This is a genomic window from bacterium (assembly GCA_026129405.1).
GTDB lineage: Bacteria > Desulfobacterota > Binatia > DP-6 > DP-6 > JAHCID01.
Genome location: JAHCID010000008.1, coordinates 39524 through 58154 on the forward strand (window position 1 = coordinate 39524; position 18631 = coordinate 58154).

General features: G+C 72.8%; 15 protein-coding genes. 8 read left to right on the forward strand and 7 right to left on the reverse strand.

The window, feature by feature from the left end; all coding sequences use genetic code 11:
* Positions 1–318: 318 nt before the first annotated feature.
* The gene (gene ettA / locus KIT14_21830; GenBank protein ID MCW5893163.1) at positions 319–2001 is read left to right on the forward strand and encodes an energy-dependent translational throttle protein EttA; all 1683 of its coding nucleotides are present in this window, start codon (positions 319–321) and stop codon (positions 1999–2001) included.
* 171 nt (positions 2002–2172) lie between these two features.
* Here the strand turns inward: ettA and arsC are convergent, their stop codons facing one another.
* Complete coding sequence (gene arsC / locus KIT14_21835; GenBank protein ID MCW5893164.1) at positions 2173–2523, reverse strand: arsenate reductase (glutaredoxin); 351 nt, start codon at positions 2521–2523, stop codon at positions 2173–2175.
* Between the two features lie 54 nt (positions 2524–2577).
* A complete protein-coding gene (locus tag KIT14_21840; protein MCW5893165.1) occupies positions 2578–5268 on the reverse strand; it encodes a GNAT family N-acetyltransferase in 2691 nt (896 codons plus the stop codon).
* Between the two features lie 109 nt (positions 5269–5377).
* Between KIT14_21840 and KIT14_21845 the strand changes: the two genes are divergently transcribed.
* Together KIT14_21845 and KIT14_21850 are read left to right on the forward strand one after the other, a co-directional pair.
* Positions 5378–5905, forward strand: coding sequence for a gamma-glutamylcyclotransferase (locus KIT14_21845; protein ID MCW5893166.1), 528 nt, complete (start codon positions 5378–5380; stop codon positions 5903–5905).
* Between the two features lie 177 nt (positions 5906–6082).
* Positions 6083–7903 (forward strand): sulfatase, encoded by a 1821-nt coding sequence (locus tag KIT14_21850; GenBank protein ID MCW5893167.1) that lies wholly within the window; start codon positions 6083–6085, stop codon positions 7901–7903.
* A gap of 10 nt (positions 7904–7913) precedes the next feature.
* Here KIT14_21850 and KIT14_21855 read toward each other — a convergent pair whose 3' ends face one another.
* The 3 genes from KIT14_21855 to dusB form a co-directional block, all read right to left on the reverse strand.
* On the reverse strand, positions 7914–8456 hold the full coding sequence (locus KIT14_21855) for a hypothetical protein (GenBank protein ID MCW5893168.1): 543 nt from the start codon (positions 8454–8456) through the stop codon (positions 7914–7916).
* Positions 8453–9133, reverse strand: a complete 681-nt coding sequence (gene rdgC / locus KIT14_21860; GenBank protein MCW5893169.1) for a recombination-associated protein RdgC — start codon at positions 9131–9133, stop codon at positions 8453–8455. The genes KIT14_21855 and rdgC overlap by 4 nt, the downstream gene beginning before the upstream one ends.
* Positions 9134–9229: 96 nt before the next feature.
* Positions 9230–10318 (reverse strand): tRNA dihydrouridine synthase DusB, encoded by a 1089-nt coding sequence (gene dusB, locus KIT14_21865; GenBank protein MCW5893170.1) that lies wholly within the window; start codon positions 10316–10318, stop codon positions 9230–9232.
* A gap of 185 nt (positions 10319–10503) precedes the next feature.
* On the opposite strand from dusB, the gene KIT14_21870 reads away from it, so the two are divergent.
* On the forward strand, positions 10504–11250 hold the full coding sequence (locus KIT14_21870; protein MCW5893171.1) for a class I SAM-dependent methyltransferase: 747 nt from the start codon (positions 10504–10506) through the stop codon (positions 11248–11250).
* Here KIT14_21870 and KIT14_21875 read toward each other — a convergent pair.
* Complete coding sequence (locus tag KIT14_21875; GenBank protein ID MCW5893172.1) at positions 11232–11900, reverse strand: 7-cyano-7-deazaguanine synthase; 669 nt, start codon at positions 11898–11900, stop codon at positions 11232–11234. The genes KIT14_21870 and KIT14_21875 overlap by 19 nt on opposite strands.
* Positions 11901–12138: 238 nt before the next feature.
* Here KIT14_21875 and KIT14_21880 point away from each other — a divergent pair, with 238 nt between their 5' ends.
* The 4 genes from KIT14_21880 to ilvB all read left to right on the forward strand — a co-directional run bounded on the left by KIT14_21880 (position 12139) and on the right by ilvB (position 18221).
* The gene (locus KIT14_21880) at positions 12139–13578 is read left to right on the forward strand and encodes an amidohydrolase family protein (protein ID MCW5893173.1); all 1440 of its coding nucleotides are present in this window, start codon (positions 12139–12141) and stop codon (positions 13576–13578) included.
* 47 nt (positions 13579–13625) lie between these two features.
* Complete coding sequence (locus tag KIT14_21885; GenBank protein ID MCW5893174.1) at positions 13626–15551, forward strand: hypothetical protein; 1926 nt, start codon at positions 13626–13628, stop codon at positions 15549–15551.
* Positions 15552–15634: 83 nt separating this feature from the next.
* Positions 15635–16210: a tRNA-(ms[2]io[6]A)-hydroxylase gene (locus KIT14_21890; GenBank protein MCW5893175.1), complete on the forward strand. Its 576-nt coding sequence runs from the start codon at positions 15635–15637 to the stop codon at positions 16208–16210.
* Positions 16211–16373: 163 nt separating this feature from the next.
* Entirely contained in the window at positions 16374–18221 is a 1848-nt protein-coding gene (ilvB, locus tag KIT14_21895; protein MCW5893176.1) for a biosynthetic-type acetolactate synthase large subunit, read from the forward strand.
* A gap of 4 nt (positions 18222–18225) precedes the next feature.
* On the opposite strand, the gene KIT14_21900 is transcribed toward ilvB, so the two are convergent.
* Positions 18226–18594 (reverse strand): translation initiation factor, encoded by a 369-nt coding sequence (locus KIT14_21900; protein MCW5893177.1) that lies wholly within the window; start codon positions 18592–18594, stop codon positions 18226–18228.
* Positions 18595–18631: the final 37 nt, after the last annotated feature.

The window sequence follows — 18631 nt, forward strand, 5'->3', positions numbered from 1 at the left end:
GTGGGGCTCGCCAGCAGCACGAAGTCCGGACCCCCGTCCTGCTGCAGGAACGCGGCCAGCGCCGGATCGGCCGCCGCCTCCTGGCGCAGCACCTCGGCGCCGAGGTCGCGCGCGTCGAGGATCTGCCCGAGGTAGCGGGTGTCCGGCGTGTGTCGCAGGCCGCTCTTCTTCGCGGCGCCGCCGCAGGCGGCGAGGAGGCAGAGGAGGAGGGCGAGCCCGGCGAGCCGTCGCATGGGGCCTCCCGGTAGCAGACCGCCCCGGCGCCTCCAAAGGGCCGAACGTTGACACGCGCCCCTCGGTGCGGATCATCGGACGGCTATGCCGCAGTTCATCTACACCATGAAGGACCTTCGGAAGACCACGCCGCAGGGCAAGGAGATTCTGAAGGGCATCTGGCTCTCATTCTACCACGGGGCGAAGATCGGCGTGCTCGGCCACAACGGCGCCGGCAAGTCGACGCTGCTCCGGATCATGGCCGGGCAGGACCAGGACTTCGGCGGCGAGGCCGTCCTCGGCGACGGCTACAAGGTCGGCCACCTCCCGCAGGAGCCCGTCCTCGATCCCAAGAAGACGGTGCGCGAGGTCGTCGAGGAGGGCGTCGCCGCCACCCGCGACCTGCTGACCCGCTTCGAGGAGCTCTCGATGAAGCTCGGCGAGCCCATGTCGGACGACGAGATGGAGAAGCTCCTCGCCGAGCAGGGCCGTCTCCAGGACCAGATCGACGCCGCCAACGCCTGGGAGCTCGACCACCAGCTCGAGGTGGCGATGGACGCGCTCCGCTGCCCGCCGCCCGACGCGTCGGTGCAGCACCTCTCGGGCGGCGAGCGCCGTCGCGTCGCGCTCTGCCGGCTTCTCCTCCAGCAGCCCGATCTGCTGCTCCTCGACGAGCCGACGAACCACCTCGACGCCGAGTCGGTCGCGTGGCTCGAGCAGCACCTCCAGGAGTACAAGGGCACGGTGGTCGCGATCACCCACGACCGCTACTTCCTCGACAACGTCGCCGGCTGGATCCTGGAGCTCGACCGCGGCGCCGGCATCCCCTGGGAGGGCAACTACTCCTCCTGGCTGGAGCAGAAGCAGAACCGTCTCGCCCAGGAGGAGAAGGAGACGTCGGCCCGCCAGCGCACGCTCCAGCGCGAGCTCGAGTGGGTGCGGATGGCGCCGCGCGCGCGCCAGGCGAAGGGCAAGGCGCGCCTCGCCAACTACGAGCAGCTGCTCGCCGAAGACCAGGCGCAGGAGCAGCGCCAGGGCGTGCAGCAGATCACCATCCCGCCCGGCCCGCGGCTCGGCGACCTCGTCGTCGAGGCCAAGGACCTGCAGAAGGCGTTCGACGAGAAGCTGCTCTTCGAGGGCCTGTCGTTCACGCTGCCGAAGGGCGGCATCGTCGGCGTCATCGGCCCGAACGGCGCCGGCAAGACGACGCTGTTCAAGATGATCACCGGCAGCGAGCAGCCCGACCGCGGTGCCCTCCGCCTCGGCGACACCGTCGTCCCGGCCTACGTCGACCAGAGCCGCGAGGCGCTGCACCCCGACTGGAGCCTCTGGCAGGAGATCTCCGACGGCGGCAACGAGATCGTCATGGTCGGCAAGCGCGAGGTGAACTCGCGCGCCTACGCCGCCAGCTTCAACTTCAAGGGCGCCGACCAGCAGAAGAAGGTCGGCAGCCTCTCGGGCGGCGAGCGCAACCGCCTGCACCTCGCGAAGCTCCTGAAGAGCGGCGGCAACCTGCTGCTGCTCGACGAGCCGACCAACGACCTCGACGTCGACACGCTGCGCGCGCTCGAGGAGGCGCTGCTGCAGTTCGCCGGCTGCGCGGTCGTCATCAGCCACGACCGCTGGTTCCTCGACCGCATCGCCACCCACATCCTGGCCTTCGAGGGCGACAGCAAGGTGGTGTGGTTCGAGGGCAACTACCAGGACTACGAAGCGGACCGGAAGAAGCGCCTCGGCGCCGAGGCCGAGCGCCCGCATCGCATCAAGTACCGCCGCCTGACGGCGTAAACGGCGGGCGGCGCCGGCCGGGCAACGGCCGGCGCCGTCGCGTCGGCGGCCCCTGCGGCCCCTGCGGCGCCGGCGGCGGGCGGCCGCGGCAGCTCTCCTTCGAGCGGTTGCTCGGGTCGTCGTCGGCGCAGAGCCGCCGCCGCGACGCCACGCCACGGCGCCCGCGTCAGCTCACAGCACCTCCTCCACTTTCTCCGAAGGCCGGGCGATCACCGCGCGCTCGCCGCGGATCACCACCGGGCGCTCCATCAGCTCCGGGTGCTCGAGCAGGAGGGCGACCACCTCGTCGCGGGTGGTGTAGGACGCCGGGTCGAGCCCCAGCTCCTTGAAGCGCTTGTCCTTGCGGACGAGGTCGGCGGGAGGGCCGGCGAGGAGGGTGAGGAAGCGCTCCAGGGTGGCGCGGTCGGGGGGAGCCTCGAGGTAGAGGACGACGTCGTGGGGGACGTTGCGCTCGCGGAGGATATCGAGGGCGCCGCGGGACTTTCCGCAGGCGGGGTTGTGGTAGACGGTCACGCGCTCCATGCGGGCGTCGTAGCGGAGCGGCGGCGGCGGTCGCAAGGTGCGGCGGCGACGGCGTCAGAGCGGGCCGATCCGCATGCGGGCGTCGACGACGATGGCGCCGCGGCCGGGCTCGAGCACTTTCACCGGGTTCAGGTCGAGCTCGCGCAGCTCGGGGACGACGTCGACCAGGGCCGAGATGCGCAGCACGATCTGCGCGAGCGCGGCGCGGTCGCCGGGCGGGGCGCCGCGGTAGCCGTCGAGCAGCGGCGCGGCGCGCAGGCGGGCGAGCATCTCCTCGGCGTCGCGGTCGGTGACCGGGGGGACGCAGAAGGCGACGTCGCGCAGGAGCTCGACCAGGACGCCGCCGAGACCGCAGACGACGAGCGGGCCGAAGGTCGGGTCGCTGGTGACGCCGACCAGCGCTTCGATGCCGCCCGGGACCTGCCGCTGGAGCACGACCGCCTCGAGCGTCGTGCCGGCGCGGGCGACGCGGTCGCGCAGCAGGTCGACGGCGGGCGCGACGGCGGCCGCGTCGCCGATGTCGCGCAGCACGGCGCCGGCGTCGCTCTTGCGCAGGAGGCCGGGGGCGACGGCCTTCAGCACCAGGGGGAAGCCGAGGCGGGCGGCGGCGGCCCGCGCATCGCGCGGGGCGACGACCACCGTTTCGGCATGATCGATGCCGACGGCGCGCAGGATGGTGGCGATGTCGTCGGCATCGAGCCAGGTGGCGCCGCCGGCGGTGTCGAGAGCGCGCTCGACGACGGCGCGGACGGCGTCGCGGGCGAAGTCGTCGAGGACGTGGGCGCTGCCCGGGGGACGCCGGCGCCAGGCGCCGTACTGGGCGGCGGCGGCGAGCGCGGCGGCGGCATTCTCGGGGAAGTCGTAGGCCGGGATGGCGCGGCGCGGACCGGTGCCGAGCAGCGCGGGGGCGCCGCGCGCGGAGAGGAACACCGTCAGCACGGGCTTCTCGGCGGGCATCTCGCCGGCGGCGACGGCGATCGCCGCCGCCGCCTCGGCGGGATGCGTGACCAGGGCGGGGACGTAGACGACCACCACCGCGTCGACCCCCGGATCGCGGCCGACGGCGAGCGTCGCCTGCCGGTAGGCGTCCGGCACGGCCGTCGGCCGCAGGTCGACCGGGTTGGCGGCGGCGACGCCCGCCGGCAGCGCCGCGGCGGTCTCGGCTGCGAGCGCGGGCAGCGTGAGGCCGCGGGCGATGCAGGCGTCGGCGAGCAGGGTGGCCGGTGCACCCGCGTTGGTGACGACGCCGACGCGCAGGCCCGGCGGCACGGGCTGCGTCGCCAGCAGCGTCGCGACGTCGAACATGCCCTCGAGCGTGTCGGTGCGCAGCACGCCGGCGTGGGCGAAGAGCGCGTCGACGGCGACGTCGAGGCTCGCCAGTGCGCCCGAGTGGCTCTGCGTGGCGCGCCTCGGTGCGGCCGTGCGCCCGGACTTCACGGCCACGACCGGCTTGCGCCGCGCGACCAGCGGGGCGAGGCGCGCGAAGCGACGCGGGTTGCCGAACGCCTCGAGGTAGAGCAGCACGACGTGGGTCCGCTCGTCCTCGGCCCAGTGCGCGAGGAGATCGTTGCCCGAGACGTCCGCCTTGTTGCCGAGCGACACGAAGCTCGACAGGCCGAGGCCGACGTTACGCGCATGCTCGAGGATCGCGAGGCCGAGCGTGCCGCTCTGCGACAGGATCGCGACGTGGCCGGCCGGCGGCAGCGTGGGCGCGAAGGTGGCGTGCAGCGCGACGGTCGGGTCGGTGTTGAGCACGCCCATGCAGTTCGGGCCGACGAGGCGCATGCCGGCGCGCCGGGCGAGCGTCACGAGGTCGCGCTCGCGCGCGGCGCCCTCGGGCCCGGCGTCGGCGAATCCGGCCGACAGGACGACGAGCGCGTGTGCGCCGGCGCGGGCGGCGTCCTCGGCGACCTCGAGCACCGCTTCGGCGGGTACGGCGACGACGACCAGGTCGACGGGCGTCCCGATCGCCGACACCGTCCGCACCGCCGGCAGGTCGCCGACCGTCGCGGCGTGGGGGTGCACGGGATGGATCGTCCCCGTGAACCCGCCGCGCACGAGGTTCCGCAGCACGGCGCCGCCGAGCGAGTCGGGGCGGTCCGAGGCGCCGACGACGGCGACCGCGCGCGGGTGCAGCACGGCGTCGAGGCTGCGCGCCGCGGCCTCGCGGTCGCGCTCGGTCTGGATGCGCTGGTGCTCGGGCGTCTCCGCGGTGGGGAACGACAGCTGGAAGACCCCGGCGTCGAGGCTGCGGCGGACGCGGAACCCGCTCGACGCGAACATCTTCAGCATGCGGTTGTTGTCGCCGAGCACGTTGGCCTCGAACTCGGTGACGCCGCCCGCGCGCGCGAGCGGCACGAGGTGCTCGAGCAGCAGCGTGCCGATGCCCTTGCCCTGCCAGTCGTCCATCACCACGAACGCCACCTCCGCGCGGTGGGGCGGCGTCAGCCGCTCGTCGACGATGGCGTAGCGTGCGACGCCGAGCAGCTGCTCGACGCCGTCCTGATGGAGCGTGGCGACGAGCGCGACGTGGCGCACGAAGTCGAGCTGCGTGAAGGCGGTGAGCTCGTCGTCGGTGAGGCGCGTCTTCACGCGGAAGAAACGGAAGTAGACCGACTGGGGCGAGAGCCGCGCGAACTGCTCCGCGAGCCCTGCGCGGTCCTCCGGGCGGATGGCGCGGACGACGACGGCGGTGCCGTCGCGCAGGATGCCGCCGCTCGCGTAGGTCGCCGGCGTCGCGCCCATGGCGGGCGATCATACGCACGGCGGCGTCGCGCGCCAGCGATTCGGCGCCCGCCGTCGCTTCCAACGGCCCGGGGCGCACCGTACGACGGGGCTCCGAGGGGGACTCCGCATGATCTGGTACTTCGCCTACGGCTCGAACATGCAGCGCGAGACGTTCTGCGGCCGGCGCGGCATCGTGTGCGAGCGCGCGGTGCCGGTGCGGGTGCCGGGCTGGCGCGTGGTCTTCGACAAGCCGCCGCTGCTGCCCATCGGCGAGGCGTTCGCGAATCTCGTGCCCGATCCGGCGGCCACGGCGATCGGCGTCGCCTACGCGGTGAGCGCGGACGACCTCGCGCACATCGAGCTCACCGAGGGCGTCGCGATCGGCAACTACCGGCGCGTCACGATCCCGGTGGAGCCGCTGGCGGCGGTGTCGGATGGGCCGTGCGAGGCGGCGTCGCTGTCGTCGGACCGGCGCGACGGCAGCCTGCGGCCCTCGACGCGCTACATGGGGCTCATCATCGCCGGCGCGCTCGAGCACGGCCTCCCGGAGCCGTGGCTGGCGTTCCTGCGCGGCGTGCCGACGGGAGCCGAGAGCGCGCTCGCCAGCGCCACGCGACCGCTGCTCGACGCCTTCATGCGCCGGCGCGACCGTTGAGGCGGCGATCCAGCCCGCCGGCTCCGGTCTCGCGGCGCCGGGTCCGAAGGGGAAGGGCCGTCGTGCGGGGCTTCCTGGCGCGGCAGGGGCGGGGCGGCTATGGGACCCGTCCGCCGTATGCCCGCCGCCGCGCCGCACGGTCGTCATCCAGGCTCGTTGCGGGCGGCGACGTCGCTCGTGCTCCTCGCCGTCGCGACGGCGTCGGCACAGATGCCGCAGCCCGGTCAGGTCCGCATCGCGAGCGCGATCGTCGCCCCGGATACGGCGGCTGCGGGTGCCACCGGACGCGTGCGGCTGAACGTCCTCATGCGCCGGGTCGACGTCGTGCCGGCGCTCGTCGAAGGCCGGTTCCGCGTTCGTGTGCAGGACGGGGCCGCGTTCGACACGACGATCGTCCCCACCGGCTGCCGGGCGGTGGGGCGCAGACTCCGGTGCCGCGAGCGCTCGAGCGGTCTGACGCTGCGCCTGCGCGTGCGTTCCGCCGGCGGCGAGCCCACATGGGATATGCGCCTCGTCGCCAAGCGGCTGGGCGACGCCCAGACCGGCACCCGGCGCCCGCAAGCGCCGCTTCGCGTGCTGTTCGAGGGCCTCGGACGCGACGCCGTGACGGTTCGGCTCCGTGGCTGCTCGCCGCAGGGTGCGCGCAGCCTCGAGTGCGGGGCGTCGCGTCCTCCGAACGTCGTGGTGATCGTCACCGACGACCAGCGCTGGGACTCGCTCGGCTTCATGCCGGTCGTACAGTCGCGGCTCGCGGGCGAAGGCATGCGCTTCGACAACGCCTTCGTGTCGACGCCGGTGTGCTGTCCCAGCCGCGCGACGATCCTCACCGGCCTGTGGGCACACAACCACGGCACCCACACGCTCGTGCCGCCCAACGGGGGGGCGACGAAGTTCGTCGGCGCGGACACCTCGACGATGGCCACCTGGCTCCAGGCCGCCGGCTACCGCACCGGGTTCTTCGGCAAGTACCTGAACGGCTATCGCGACCTCGGGCCGCCCGCGAAGCCGACGTGGTACGTCCCGCCGGGCTGGAGCCGCTGGCGCGCGATGCGCGAGGAGAGCTACTTCGACTTCGACGTCGTCGGCGAGGACGGCCTCGTGGAGACGTTCACCGGGCGCGAGAGCTACTCGACCGACGTGCTGCGCGATCAGGCGCTCGCCTTCATGGACGAGGCGCTCGCGGCGGACGAGCCGTTCCTCGTGCACTTCACGCCGTTCGGTCCCCACTCGGCGCGCGACTCGGTGTACCCGCGCCCGGCGCCGCGGCACGAAGGCCTGTTCGGGGATATGCCGCTGCCGCTGCCGCCGAACTTCGAGGAGGTCGACGTCGGCGACAAGCCGCAGTCGCTCCAGGCACTGCCGCTGGGCCACCTGCTGCGGATCGGGATCTCGCGCGAGAGCCACCGGCGGCACGCCGCGACGCTCCAGTCGATCGACGAGGCGGTGGACGCCATGCTCGGGCGACTCGAAGCCGCGGGGGCGCTCGACGACACGGTCGTGATCTTCACGTCCGACAACGGCTTCACGTTCGGCGAGCACCGCCTGCATCTCCGTAAGCTGTGTGGCTTCGAGGAGTGCATCCGGGTGCCGTTCGTCGTGCGCGCGCCCGGTTTCGCGCCCGCGGGCACGGTGAGCGCGCGTCTGGTGCAGAACATCGACATCGCCCCGACGGTCGCGGCGCTCGCCGGCGTCGTCCCGCCGGCCCTGGTCGACGGGCGCAGCGTCGTCCCGTTGCTCCTCGGGGAAGAAGCGGGGTGGCGCTGGGAGCTTCTGTTCGAGCAGTGGCAGGTCTTCGACAACCGGGAGTTCGTCGCGCTGCGCACCGAGACGTGGAAGTTCATCGAGGACATCACCACCGGCGAGCAGGAGCTCTACGACCTCGTCGGCGATCCGTGGGAGCTCGAGAACCGGGCCGCGGCGCGGGGGTACGAGACCATCCGCGACGCGCTGCGCACGCGTGCCTTCGCGCTCTTCGCCGCGTCCCCCGGCGAGCACTGAGCGCGCGGCGTCAGCCGAGCGTCTCGACCCAGCGCCGCAGGGTCGGCAGCGTGCGCTCCGACCACGCCGACGCGCCCCGCAGCTTGCAGAAGTCGGCGAAGAGCCCGTCGAGCACGCCGATGGCCTCGTCGATGTCGGCGAGGCGCAGGAACAGGTCGTTCTCGAACTGGACGCGCGGATCGTCGGCGGTGTGATCGCGCTCGCCGAGCTCGGGGCAGCGCAGCGAGTCGTAGGTGAGCATGCCGCCGTCGAGCGTCAGCTCCCAGCGCCGCTCGCCGCGGGTGAGCACCAGGTGCGCGCGATCGACGACCTTGCCGCGCCGCAGGCCGGCGCCGAGCTCGGGTCCGAGGTCGCCCTGACCGACCACCGTCAGGCGCGGGCGATCGATCCCGCCGCCCTCGAGCACCACGCGGTCGCCGAGCGTGATCTCGATCGTGCCGCCCTCGACGTCGACCTTGCCGCCGCCCTCTTCGACGTGGTGCACGAGCCAGGTGAGGAACTCGCGCCCGAGGAAGCGCTTCGCCTCGACGACGGCGAGGAAGTCCTCGTTCACGGCGCCGCCTCCTCTTCGCGCAGCAGGGGCAGGTGCGGCACGTCGGCGCGCGGATCGGCGGCACCGGGCACGAAGCTCGCCGGCTCGACGGAGCGGACCGCCTCGACGGTGCGCGACGTCAGGCCGACGTGCTCGGCCGCGAGGTAGGGGATCAGCGGCACCGGCTGCACGCCGAACGTCTCGCGGAACAGGTCGACGAACGCGTCGCGCGCCGCCTTCTGCTTGCCGCTGAAGTAGACGCGGCCGTTGTCGAGGTTCCAGGCGCAATCGAACAGCCGCGGGGCGGGCAGGGCGCGCACGAGCAGGCGCGCCTCGACCTCGTCCTTGATCTCGCGGCGCGCGGCGGCGCCCAGGCGCGGGATGCCGCGCTCGGCCTTGCGCTCCTCCTCGAGGCGGCGGCGCTCGAGCCACAGCAGCTTGCCCGGCACGGCGCGCTTGTCGAAGCGGAAGCCGATCACGAGGAACTGCTGGTAGAAGAGGTCGGCCGGCTCGACGAGCACCGCGAGCGGATCGTGGATCGCGACCCAGCCGCACGTCTGCTTGTCGGCGACGGCGTCGGCGTCGAACGGCCGGAAGGTACGGCGCGAGATCGCCTCGGCCGTGGCGTCGCGATCGAGACGCGCCGGTGGCGGAGCGATGAAGCGGGTGATGGTCGAGCTGGCAGAGAGCAGTCCCACGGGGCGTCCGTTCCTCCGTGCGTCGGGGGCGTGGAGGTAGCACCGCCCCGCTCCCGCGCGCAAGCGCGGAAGTGTGGCGTCCGAGGCGCCGCGCGCTCACCCGCCGTCGAGCGCGCGCTCCCATGCGGCGCGCTCCTCGGGATCGCGCGGACCCGCGGGCGGCGTGTCGTCGTCGCGATCGTCGAGGTAGCCGTGGGGCAGGGCGACGCGCTTCTGCGCGCGGCCGTCCTTCACGCGGCTCTGGCGCACGGTGTGGAGCGGGAACGCGGCGTCGGGATCGAGGGTCGCGAGGATCGCGTCGAGCTGCTCCAGGCGATCGATGCGCGCCAGCGCGGCACGCACCGTGGCGGTGTGCGGGAAGCCCGCCGTGTACCAGCCGCACCACTTGCGCATCTGGCGCATGCCGTTCGACTCGCCGAAGAAATCGCAGAGGAGCCGGGCGTGGCGCCGCATGAGGCCGACCACTGCGCCGAGCCGCGGCTGCGGCGCGGGCTCGCGTCCCGCGAACACGGCACCGAGCTCGGCGAACAGCCACGGCCGGCGCAGGCAGCCGCGGCCGACGATGACGCCGTCGCAGCCCGTGCGGCGCATGAGGCGCAGCGCGTCCCAGCACTCCCAGACGTCGCCGTTGCCGAGGACCGGGATCGTCGTCACCGCCGCCTTCAGGCGGGCGACCGCGTCCCAGTCGGCTTCGCCGGCATAGAGCTGCTGCGCCGTGCGCGCGTGGAGGCCGATGGCGGCGGCGCCCTCGCCCGCGGCGACGCGGCCGGCGTCGAGGTAGGTCGAGATGTCGTCGTCGATGCCGATGCGGACCTTCACCGTGACGGGCACGGCGCCGGCCCCTTCGACCGCGGCGCGCACCAGCCGCGCCATGAGACGCGGCTTCACCGGGATGGCGGCGCCGCCGCCGTGGCGCGTGACCTTCGGCACCGGGCAGCCGAAGTTGAGGTCGAGATGCGCGACGCCGTCCTGCACGAGGCCGCGCGCGGCGTCGCGCAGGGCGATGGGATCGCTGCCGTAGAGCTGCACCGAGCGCGGCGCGTCGCCGGGGCCGCCGCTGGCGAGGAGGCGCGTCAGGTGGTTGCCCTCGAGCCAGCCGCGCGCCGTGATCATCTCGGAGACGTAGAGCCCGGCCCCGTACTCGCGGCACAGCGTGCGGAACGGGTAGTTCGTGACGCCGGCCATCGGGGCGAGCACGATCGGCGGCCACACCGAGAGCGGGCCGATCCGCAGCGGGCGAAACTCGCCGGGGCGCGCGACCGGGACGTCGCGGTTCACCGGCGTCGCCTCGCGGTCGGGCGGGATTTGCGGCGATACGTGCACGCGACTAGAGGCACCGGCATGCGCCGGCACGTCAAGCGGCGCCCGCGATGCCCGGCTCCTACGACGCGTTCGCGCCGCACTTCGACGCCTGGCAGCAGGCGTTCGGCGGGCCCTACGACGCGCTGATCCTGCCGCGTCTCCTCGCGGCCCTCGGGCGGTGGGCGCCGGGCGCGCGCCGTCTCGTCGACCTCGGGATCGGCACCGGCGACCTCGTCGTGGCGCTCGCCCGGCGCGGCTTCGACGTCGTCGGTGTCGACCGCTCCGCTCCCATGCTGGAGGTGGCGCGGGCCAAGGTCGCCGCCGCCGCGCTGCCGCGCCCGCCGCGGCTCCTCGAGCAGGATCTGCGGGCGCTGGCGCCGGGCGCCCCGTGCGACGCCGCGATCTGCGTCTACACGGTGATGAACCAGCTCACCGCCGACGGCGACCTCGCCGCCGCCTGCGCCGCCGTGCGCGACGCGCTCGTCGCGGGCGGCGTCTTCCTCTTCGAGCTGAACCTGCCCGCGGCGTACGCGCGCTGGTGGCAGGGCACGGAGATGCAGGTGCTGGGCGACGTCACCGTGACGCGCACGCACGCGCCGGTGCCGGGCACGTCGTGTGTCGAGGCGGAGGTGACGATCCGTCGCGGCGCCGACGTGCGCCGCGACCACGTCCGGCAGCGGCCGTTCGCCGACGCCGAGGTGACGGCCGCGCTCGCCGCCGCCGGGCTCGTCGCGCTCGGGTGCGAGGGCTACGACCCGTTCGGCGACGGCCCTGCGTCGAAGGCGCTGTGGGCGGCTCAGCGCCCGCGCGCGTAGACGGTGCGGTCCGGCACGCCGGCGCGTGCGAAGGCCTCGACGCGCTCGCGGCACTTGTTGCAGGCGCCGCAGTGGTCGCCGCCGCCCGTCGGGCGCAGGCAGGAGAGCGTGTGCTCGAGCGGCAGGCCGTCGCCGCGGCGGATGACGGCGTCCTTGTGGAGGCTGCGATAGGGCGCGACGATGCTCAGCTCGGCGCGCACCGCGGGGCCGGCGGCGCGCGCCAGCGCCGCGAAGAACCCGGGCGTCGCGTCGGGGAACGGGTTGCCGGCGAGCGAGCCGAGTGCCAGCGTCGGCCAGCCTTCGAGCGCGGCGAGCACGATCGCCTTCGCGAGCAGCACGAGGTTGCGGCCGGGCAGCTCGACGGCCGCGTCCGGCGCGTCCCACCCCGGAGCACCGTCGCCAGTGACGCTCCAGTGGCGGCCGTAGACGTCGGTCATCGGCATCGCCAGCTCGCGCACGGCGCCGAGACCCGGCACGGCGGCCGCAGCGAGGAAGCGCCCCAGCGCCGCACGCTCCGCGTCCTCCCAGGGGTGGCCCGCCCGCACGAAGAGAGGGATGGCGCCGACGTTGCGGCCGAGCTCGGCCAGCAGCACCGCGGAGTCGAGGCCGCCCGAGCACAGCACGCCGACGGGGCCGCGTACGCTCTCCATGGGCGCGCCGCTATCGGCGGGTGGGGCACCCGTCAAGGTGCGCGATCGGCGGGGTCGTGGCCCCACGGCGCCACGCGTCAGGGCGATTGCGAAGGCGTCGGCGGGGTCCATGACGCTGTCCGGCACGATCGGCTGCGCGAGCGGTCGTTCCCTCGCTCGGTCGACATCGACCGCTGCGAGTCGGGCGTGCTACCCCACGGACGAGTCTCGGCTTTCTGTGGGGCTCGGAGGGGGAAGCATGCCGAAGACACCGCCCGAGGACGACGTCACCCTACCGTTCCCCGTCGCACCCGTCTCCAACATGGAGTGGGTGCCGAACGGGATCACTCCGAAGCAGCGTGTCGCCGCGCAGCTGATCCGCGAGGAGACCGAAGCGCGCGCCAAGCGCCACGGTCTGACGCGCGGCCAGTTCCTGCGTACCGCGGCCGCCACCGCGACGGCCTTCATGGTGCTGAACAAGCTCCACGGCCTCGACCAGTCCGGCGACGCCGCCGCGATGCCGCTCAAGAAGGTGCACTGCGACGACATCGCCGCCGGCCGTGAGCTGCTCGGCCGCAAGCTGTTCGTGATGGACGTGCAGCAGCACCACGTCGACACCGCCGCCTTCCCGGGCACCGGCACGTGCTTCCTCGCCTTCACGCCCGAGCTGCGCGCCAACTGCCCGGAGAGCATCGCGCAGAACAACTTCATCCGCGAGGTCTACGTGAACAGCGAGACCGACGTGGGCGTGATCAGCGGGCTGCCCTACGGCGCACCGATGGGCCCGGACGCGATGGCGGCGACGCGCGATCTCATCAACCAGCTGGCCGGCTCGGAGCGCGCGCTGTCGCAGGCGATCATCGATCCGAAGGCGCCGCAGGGAACCGTGACGTCGCTCGAGACGCTCGAGTATCAGGTGAAGACACTGAAGGGCCGCGCCCTCAAGACCTACACCTACTCGTACGACGGCTGGCGTCTCGACGACGAGGACCTCGCGTACCCGATGCTCCAGAAGGCGCAGGATCTCGGGCTGCGCCTCGTCAACTGCCACAAGGGGCTGCCCGCGATCTTCGCGCGGGGCAGCTCCGAGTCGGTGCGGACGACGGATTTCCCGAAGGTCGTGCGCGACTTCCCGAAGCTCAACTTCTGCGCCTACCACTCGGGCTGGTTCCAGGACGACACCCATCCCGAGGGCAAGCTCGGCAACTCCGAGTTCATCGAGATCGTCCAGGCGATGCCGAAGAAGCATCGCAAGCGCTGCTACGCCGAGATCGGCAGCACGTTCGCGTTCATCCTGCTCGATCAGGGTCCCGAGGGGGCGGCTCGCTTCATGGGCCAGCTCCTGAAGACGTTCGGCTCGCGCAACATCCTCTGGGGCACGGACTCCATCTGGTGGGGCTCGCCGCAGTTCCTCATCGACGCCTTCAAGAACCTCCAGATCCCGGCGCCGATGCGGGAGCAGTACGGCTTCCCGCAGCTCACCGAGCGCGTGAAGAAGCGCATCCTCGGCGAGAACGCCGCCCGTCTCTACGGGGTCAAGCGCAAGGCCAAGCGCTGCACCATCAACGTCGATCAGCTGGCGACGCTCCAGGAGGCACAGGGCGGGGCCCGCGAGGGACGCAGCCTGCGCTGGTGGGGACCGCAGACGCGGCGGCAGTTCTTCGCGATGCTCCGGCGCGAGAAGCAGCTGGTCGGGTGAGGGCTCTTCGGAAAGGGAGCGGCCGCTCGGGCCGCAGGAGGTTCGCAATGATGGGGACGATCTCGCGCGGGCTCGCGCTCGCGGCCATGGCGCTCGTCGGCAGTGCACAGCTCGCGGCCGCGCAGAGCGAGTGCATGACGTCGAAGTGCCAGAACCTCGCCGCCATCTCGGCGATGCAGACCGGCATCGCCGGCGAGTGCGACTGCGCGGGCGCGACCAACGCCAAGAAGTACATGCAGTGCGTGAAGAAGTCGCTGAACGCGGCGATCGCGTCGGGGGGCTTCCCGCGTAGCTGCAAGACGGCGGTGGCGCGCTGTGAGGCGGCCGTGGGCTGCGGCAAGGGCCTGCGGCCCTTCCGCACGATCCAGACGGTCTTCACCCAGAGCTGCGCGCTGTCGACCTGCCACTCGACGCTCACGCGCCAGGGCGGCCTCGTGCTCGAGTCGGAGGAGGTCGCGTACGCGGCGCTCGTCGATCGGCCGGCCTCCCACCCCGAGGCGGGCGGCGCGAAGCTGGTCGTGCCCGGCGATCCGAAGTCGAGCTTCCTCGTCCGCAAGCTGCGCGGCACCGCGCCGGGCGACCGCATGCCGGTGGGCTCGCAGCTGTCCGACGGCACGATCAAGCTGATCGAGCGCTGGATCGATCGCGGCGCGAAGACGACGTTCGACGAGTGTCCGCCCTCGGACGGCAGCGGCAAGAAGCGTAAGGGCAAGAAGGCCTGCAACGACCGCCCGCTGCGCACCGGCAACTTCGTCTGGGAGCCGCAGCCGGCCCTCGAGCCTCCCGCGCCGGGCACGGGTCTCCAGCTCTACACGCCGAAGCGCGACGTCGTCCCGGGCACGGAGTGGGAGACCTGCTTCGCGTTCAAGAACATCCCCTGGCAGCAGCTCGGCCTCGCGGCCGGCTACGCGCCCGGCGAGACGCCGATCATCAAGAAGCAGACGTACCGCATGCACGAGGGCAGCCATCACCTGCTCCTGTACGCGTACTTCGGGCCGACGCCCGAGGGCTGGGCCGACGGCTTCTTCCCCTGCAACGCCGCCAACTGCGAGTCCGAGAACCCGAACGACTGCCCGCCCGACGCCAGCCAGTACACGATCCCGATCGGCGGCACGCAGGTGGCGGGCACGCGCTACGAGGTGAACTACCCGGAGGGCGTCGGCATCCCCGTGCTCACGCCCGATACGGTGCTGATCGCCAACCTCCACTACACGAACCCGTTCCAGCCCGCGCAGCCGATCTACTCCGAGGCCTGGCTCAACCTCGACTTCTACAAGCCGGGTGAGTTCAAGGCGATCCTCGACGGCATCTTCGCCATCAACTACCAGGACCTCTTCGTCGAGCCCTACACGTCGAAGACCTACTCGCGCATGTGGATGCCGCGCGGGCTGCTCTCGGGCGGCTCGACCGACGCGGCCGTGTTCCAGCTCTTCGGCCACATGCACAAGCGCGGCACGGAGTTCCAGATCGACATCGTGCGCGGCGGCACGTGCTCGGGCCGTCCGGACTGGGCGTGCGGGCGCGACGACGACTGCCGCTGCTGGCCGGGCCGCGGGGGCGGCGGCGGCTGTCCGAAGGACCAGGTTTGCAACAAGCCGGCGGGCGCCGAGGATGCGCCCATCTACTACACGTCGGCCTGGGACCGGGCCCCGGTGGTCGAGTACCAGAAGCCGTACCTCCTCGTGGACAAGACGGAGGGCCTGCGCTGGACGTGCACGCACACGAACGGCGTCGAGGGCGATCCGTCGAAGCCGCCGAAGCGGTGCCACGAGAACTGCGGCTCGTGCGGCTGGGACGCGGCCACCCGGACCTGCATCTTCCGCCGCGGGGTGGCGCAGGGCTACCACACCACGCTGCGCACCTACGCCGAGGGCGAGCCCATGCCGGTCGTGTTCGGCGAGCTGGCCGACGACGACATGTGCAACATGTTCGGCTACTTCATCAAGCAGGCCGACCTGCCGCTCCTGCCCTGATCGGGGGGGCGGCCGCGACGCAGCCCGCGTCGCGGCCGCCCTCGACTCGCACGCCGGTGCGTGCCAGCGTCGGCCGCCGGACGATGCTGAACCTCGCGACTCCCACCGACCCGGCCTGGGTCGCGCGCGCCGTCGCGCACCTCGACGAGATCCTCGTCGACCACGCCCACTGCGAGAAGAAGGCCGCGTCGACTGCGGTGAGCCTCCTCTTCCGCTACACCGAGCGCCCCGCGCTCCTCGTTCCGCTGAGCCGCCTGGCGCGCGAGGAGCTCGCCCACTTCGAGGAGGTCCTCCGACACCTCGAGGCGCGCGGCATCCCCTTCCGCCACCAGGAGCCCGCCCCCTACGCCGCCGCCCTCCTGCGCGCCGTCCGCCCGCCCGAGCCGCAACGTCTCCTCGACACGCTCCTCTGCCTCTCCCTCATCGAAGCCCGCAGCTGCGAACGCATGCAGCTCCTCGCCGCTGCCGTCCCCGACCAGCCCCTCGCCACCCTCTACCGCAGCCTCCTCGCCTCCGAGGCCCGCCACCACACCACCTACGTCGACCTCGCCGCCGAGATCGCCTCACCCGACGCCGCAAAGCAGCGCCTCCAGGAGCTCGCCCGACACGAAGCAGCAGTGCTGGCCCGGATGCCTCCGACGCCCCGCTTCCACGCCTGACCCGAGCGAGCCTTCTCGAGGAGGGCACGCCCCCCCGCACTCGCCACCCCCCGAGCGCGAGCAACGCCGTGCCCGCCCCGACCGCGCACCCCGCCTCGCCCGCGTACGGCCGCGGCGACCACCGCCGTCGCGCCCGCAACCAGGACACGGTATAGGCGAACCCATGACCAAGGCGGCCAAGGCGGCCCTCCGCCAGACCCCGACCCCTCCCGCCCCGCACCCGCTCGCCGGCACGACCATGAGCGGCGCCGACATGATTCTGCAGGTGCTCGCCGACGAGGGCGTCGACACGATCTTCGGCTACAGCGGCGGTGCCATCCTGCCCACCTACGACGCCGTCTTCCGCTACAACGCCGAGCACGCCGACAAGGAGATCCGCCTGATCGTCCCCGCCACCGAGCAGGGCGCCGGCTTCATGGCCGCCGGCTACGCCCGCTCGACCGGCAAGGTCGGCGTCTTCCTCGTCACCTCCGGGCCGGGGGCCACGAACGCGGTCACCCCGATCCGTGACTGCCAGGCCGACTCGGTGCCGGTGGTCCTCATCTGCGGCCAGGTGCCGCGCGCGGCGATGGGCACCGACGCGTTCCAGGAGGCGCCGGTCTTCAACATCATGGCCGCCTGCGCGAAGCACGTCTTCCTCCTCACCGACGAGACCAAGATCGAGGAGACCATCCGCACCGCGTTCGACATCGCCCGGCACGGGCGCCCGGGGCCGGTCGTGATCGACATCCCGAAGGACGTCCAGCTCGCCGAAGGCGTCTTCAAGGGCCACGGCCTGCTGCCGCTGCACGGCTACAAGGAGCGCGTCGACCGCATCGAGAACGCCGGCATCCAGCCCGCCGAGGCCGAGGCGTTCTGGAAGCTGCTCGCCGCCTCCGAGCGGCCGCTCATCTATGCCGGCGGCGGGGTCATCAACGGCGACGCCGCGGAGGAGCTGCGCACGTTCTCGCGCCGCTTCGGCATCCCCGCGGTCACGACGCTGCTCGGCATCGGCGCGATGGACACGACCGACGACCTGTCGCTGCAGATGCTCGGCATGCACGGCACGGCGTACGCCAACTACGCCGTCGAGGACTGCGACTTCCTCTTCGCCGTCGGCTCGCGCTTCGACGATCGCGTCGCCGGCAAGGTGAAGGAGTTCGCGCCCAACGCGAAGATCGCGCACCTCGACATCGACGCCTCCGAGATCGGCAAGGTGAAGCACGTCGACTGGGCCCACGTCTGCGACTGCAAGCCGGGGCTGCGCCAGCTCACCGACTACGGCGCCGGCTTCAAGAAGGGCTTCGGGCCGTGGCGGGCGTATCTCGCGGATCTGAAGAAGCGGCACGCGCTCGCGTACAACGCGGGCTCCGACCGCATCCAGGCGGAGTACGTGCTCGAGCAGCTGAACGCGATCACGCAGGGCGAGGCGATCGTCGCGACCGGCGTCGGCCAGCACCAGATGTGGGCGGCGCAGTACCTCGACTTCAAGCATCCGCGCACGTGGCTCACGTCGGGCAGCATGGGGACGATGGGCTTCGGCCTGCCCGCGGCCATCGGCGCGCAGCTCGCGAACCCCGGCAAGCTCGTCATCGACGTCGACGGCGACGGCTCGATCCGCATGAACCTCGGCGAGCTCGAGACGCTCACGAACTACGACATCCCGGTGAAGGTGCTGCTGCTGAACAACCTCGGCGACGGCATGGTCCGGCAGTGGCAGGACCTCTTCTACACGAGCCGCTACTCGGGCTCGGACAAGACGCTGCACAAGAAGGACTTCGTGCGTGCCGCCGAGGCCGACGGCTTCGGCTTCGCGCGGCGGGTCACGAAGCCGGACGAGGTGCGTGCGGTGCTCGAGGAGTTCGTGCGCTTCGCGGGCGCCGCCTTCCTCGAGGTGATGGTCGATCCGACCGAGCACGTCTACCCGATGGTCGGACCGGGCCTCGGCTACAAGGACATGATCACCGGCAAGTACATCCCGTCGCGCAAGCCGCCGGAGACGGGCGGGACGTCGTCGGGCGGCATGTTCTAGCCGCTCAGTTCCCCAGCACGACCTTGCGGGCGCCGTGCTTCGCGAGCCAGTCGGCGACCCGCGGCGCGCCGTCGCCCTGGACGACGACGTCGGCGTCGGCCACGTGCGCGCCGCAGCCGAGCGCCTTCTTGAGCCCCCGCATGACCGGCTCGCGCAGCGGCGCGGGGAGACCGCTCACCACCACCACCGTCTTGCCGCCGTGGCCTTTGCGCTCCCGGCGCGCGACGAGCTTGGCGCAGCCGCCGAGGTCGGGACCGCCGGCCGGCGGCGCCGCGGCCGGGGCCGGCTCGGGAGCGGGCGCGGCCGGCGGATCGGAGACGCGCAGGCCCGCGTGCTTCAGGAGGTCGCCGAGCGTCCCGCGGTCACGGCCCATGGCGGCGGTCTAGCAGGCCGGCCCCGGCGGCCCAACC

Coding starts and splice junctions, on each gene's coding strand:
- ettA (MCW5893163.1), top strand. CDS start 319: ATGCCGCAGTTCATCTACACCATGAAGGACCTTCGGAAGACCACGCCG.
- arsC (MCW5893164.1), bottom strand. CDS start 2,523: ATGGAGCGCGTGACCGTCTACCACAACCCCGCCTGCGGAAAGTCCCGC.
- KIT14_21840 (MCW5893165.1), bottom strand. CDS start 5,268: ATGGGCGCGACGCCGGCGACCTACGCGAGCGGCGGCATCCTGCGCGAC.
- KIT14_21845 (MCW5893166.1), top strand. CDS start 5,378: ATGATCTGGTACTTCGCCTACGGCTCGAACATGCAGCGCGAGACGTTC.
- dusB (MCW5893170.1), bottom strand. CDS start 10,318: ATGGCCGGCGTCACGAACTACCCGTTCCGCACGCTGTGCCGCGAGTAC.
- KIT14_21870 (MCW5893171.1), top strand. CDS start 10,504: ATGCCCGGCTCCTACGACGCGTTCGCGCCGCACTTCGACGCCTGGCAG.
- KIT14_21875 (MCW5893172.1), bottom strand. CDS start 11,900: ATGGAGAGCGTACGCGGCCCCGTCGGCGTGCTGTGCTCGGGCGGCCTC.
- KIT14_21880 (MCW5893173.1), top strand. CDS start 12,139: ATGCCGAAGACACCGCCCGAGGACGACGTCACCCTACCGTTCCCCGTC.
- KIT14_21885 (MCW5893174.1), top strand. CDS start 13,626: ATGATGGGGACGATCTCGCGCGGGCTCGCGCTCGCGGCCATGGCGCTC.
- KIT14_21890 (MCW5893175.1), top strand. CDS start 15,635: ATGCTGAACCTCGCGACTCCCACCGACCCGGCCTGGGTCGCGCGCGCC.
- ilvB (MCW5893176.1), top strand. CDS start 16,374: ATGACCAAGGCGGCCAAGGCGGCCCTCCGCCAGACCCCGACCCCTCCC.
- KIT14_21900 (MCW5893177.1), bottom strand. CDS start 18,594: ATGGGCCGTGACCGCGGGACGCTCGGCGACCTCCTGAAGCACGCGGGC.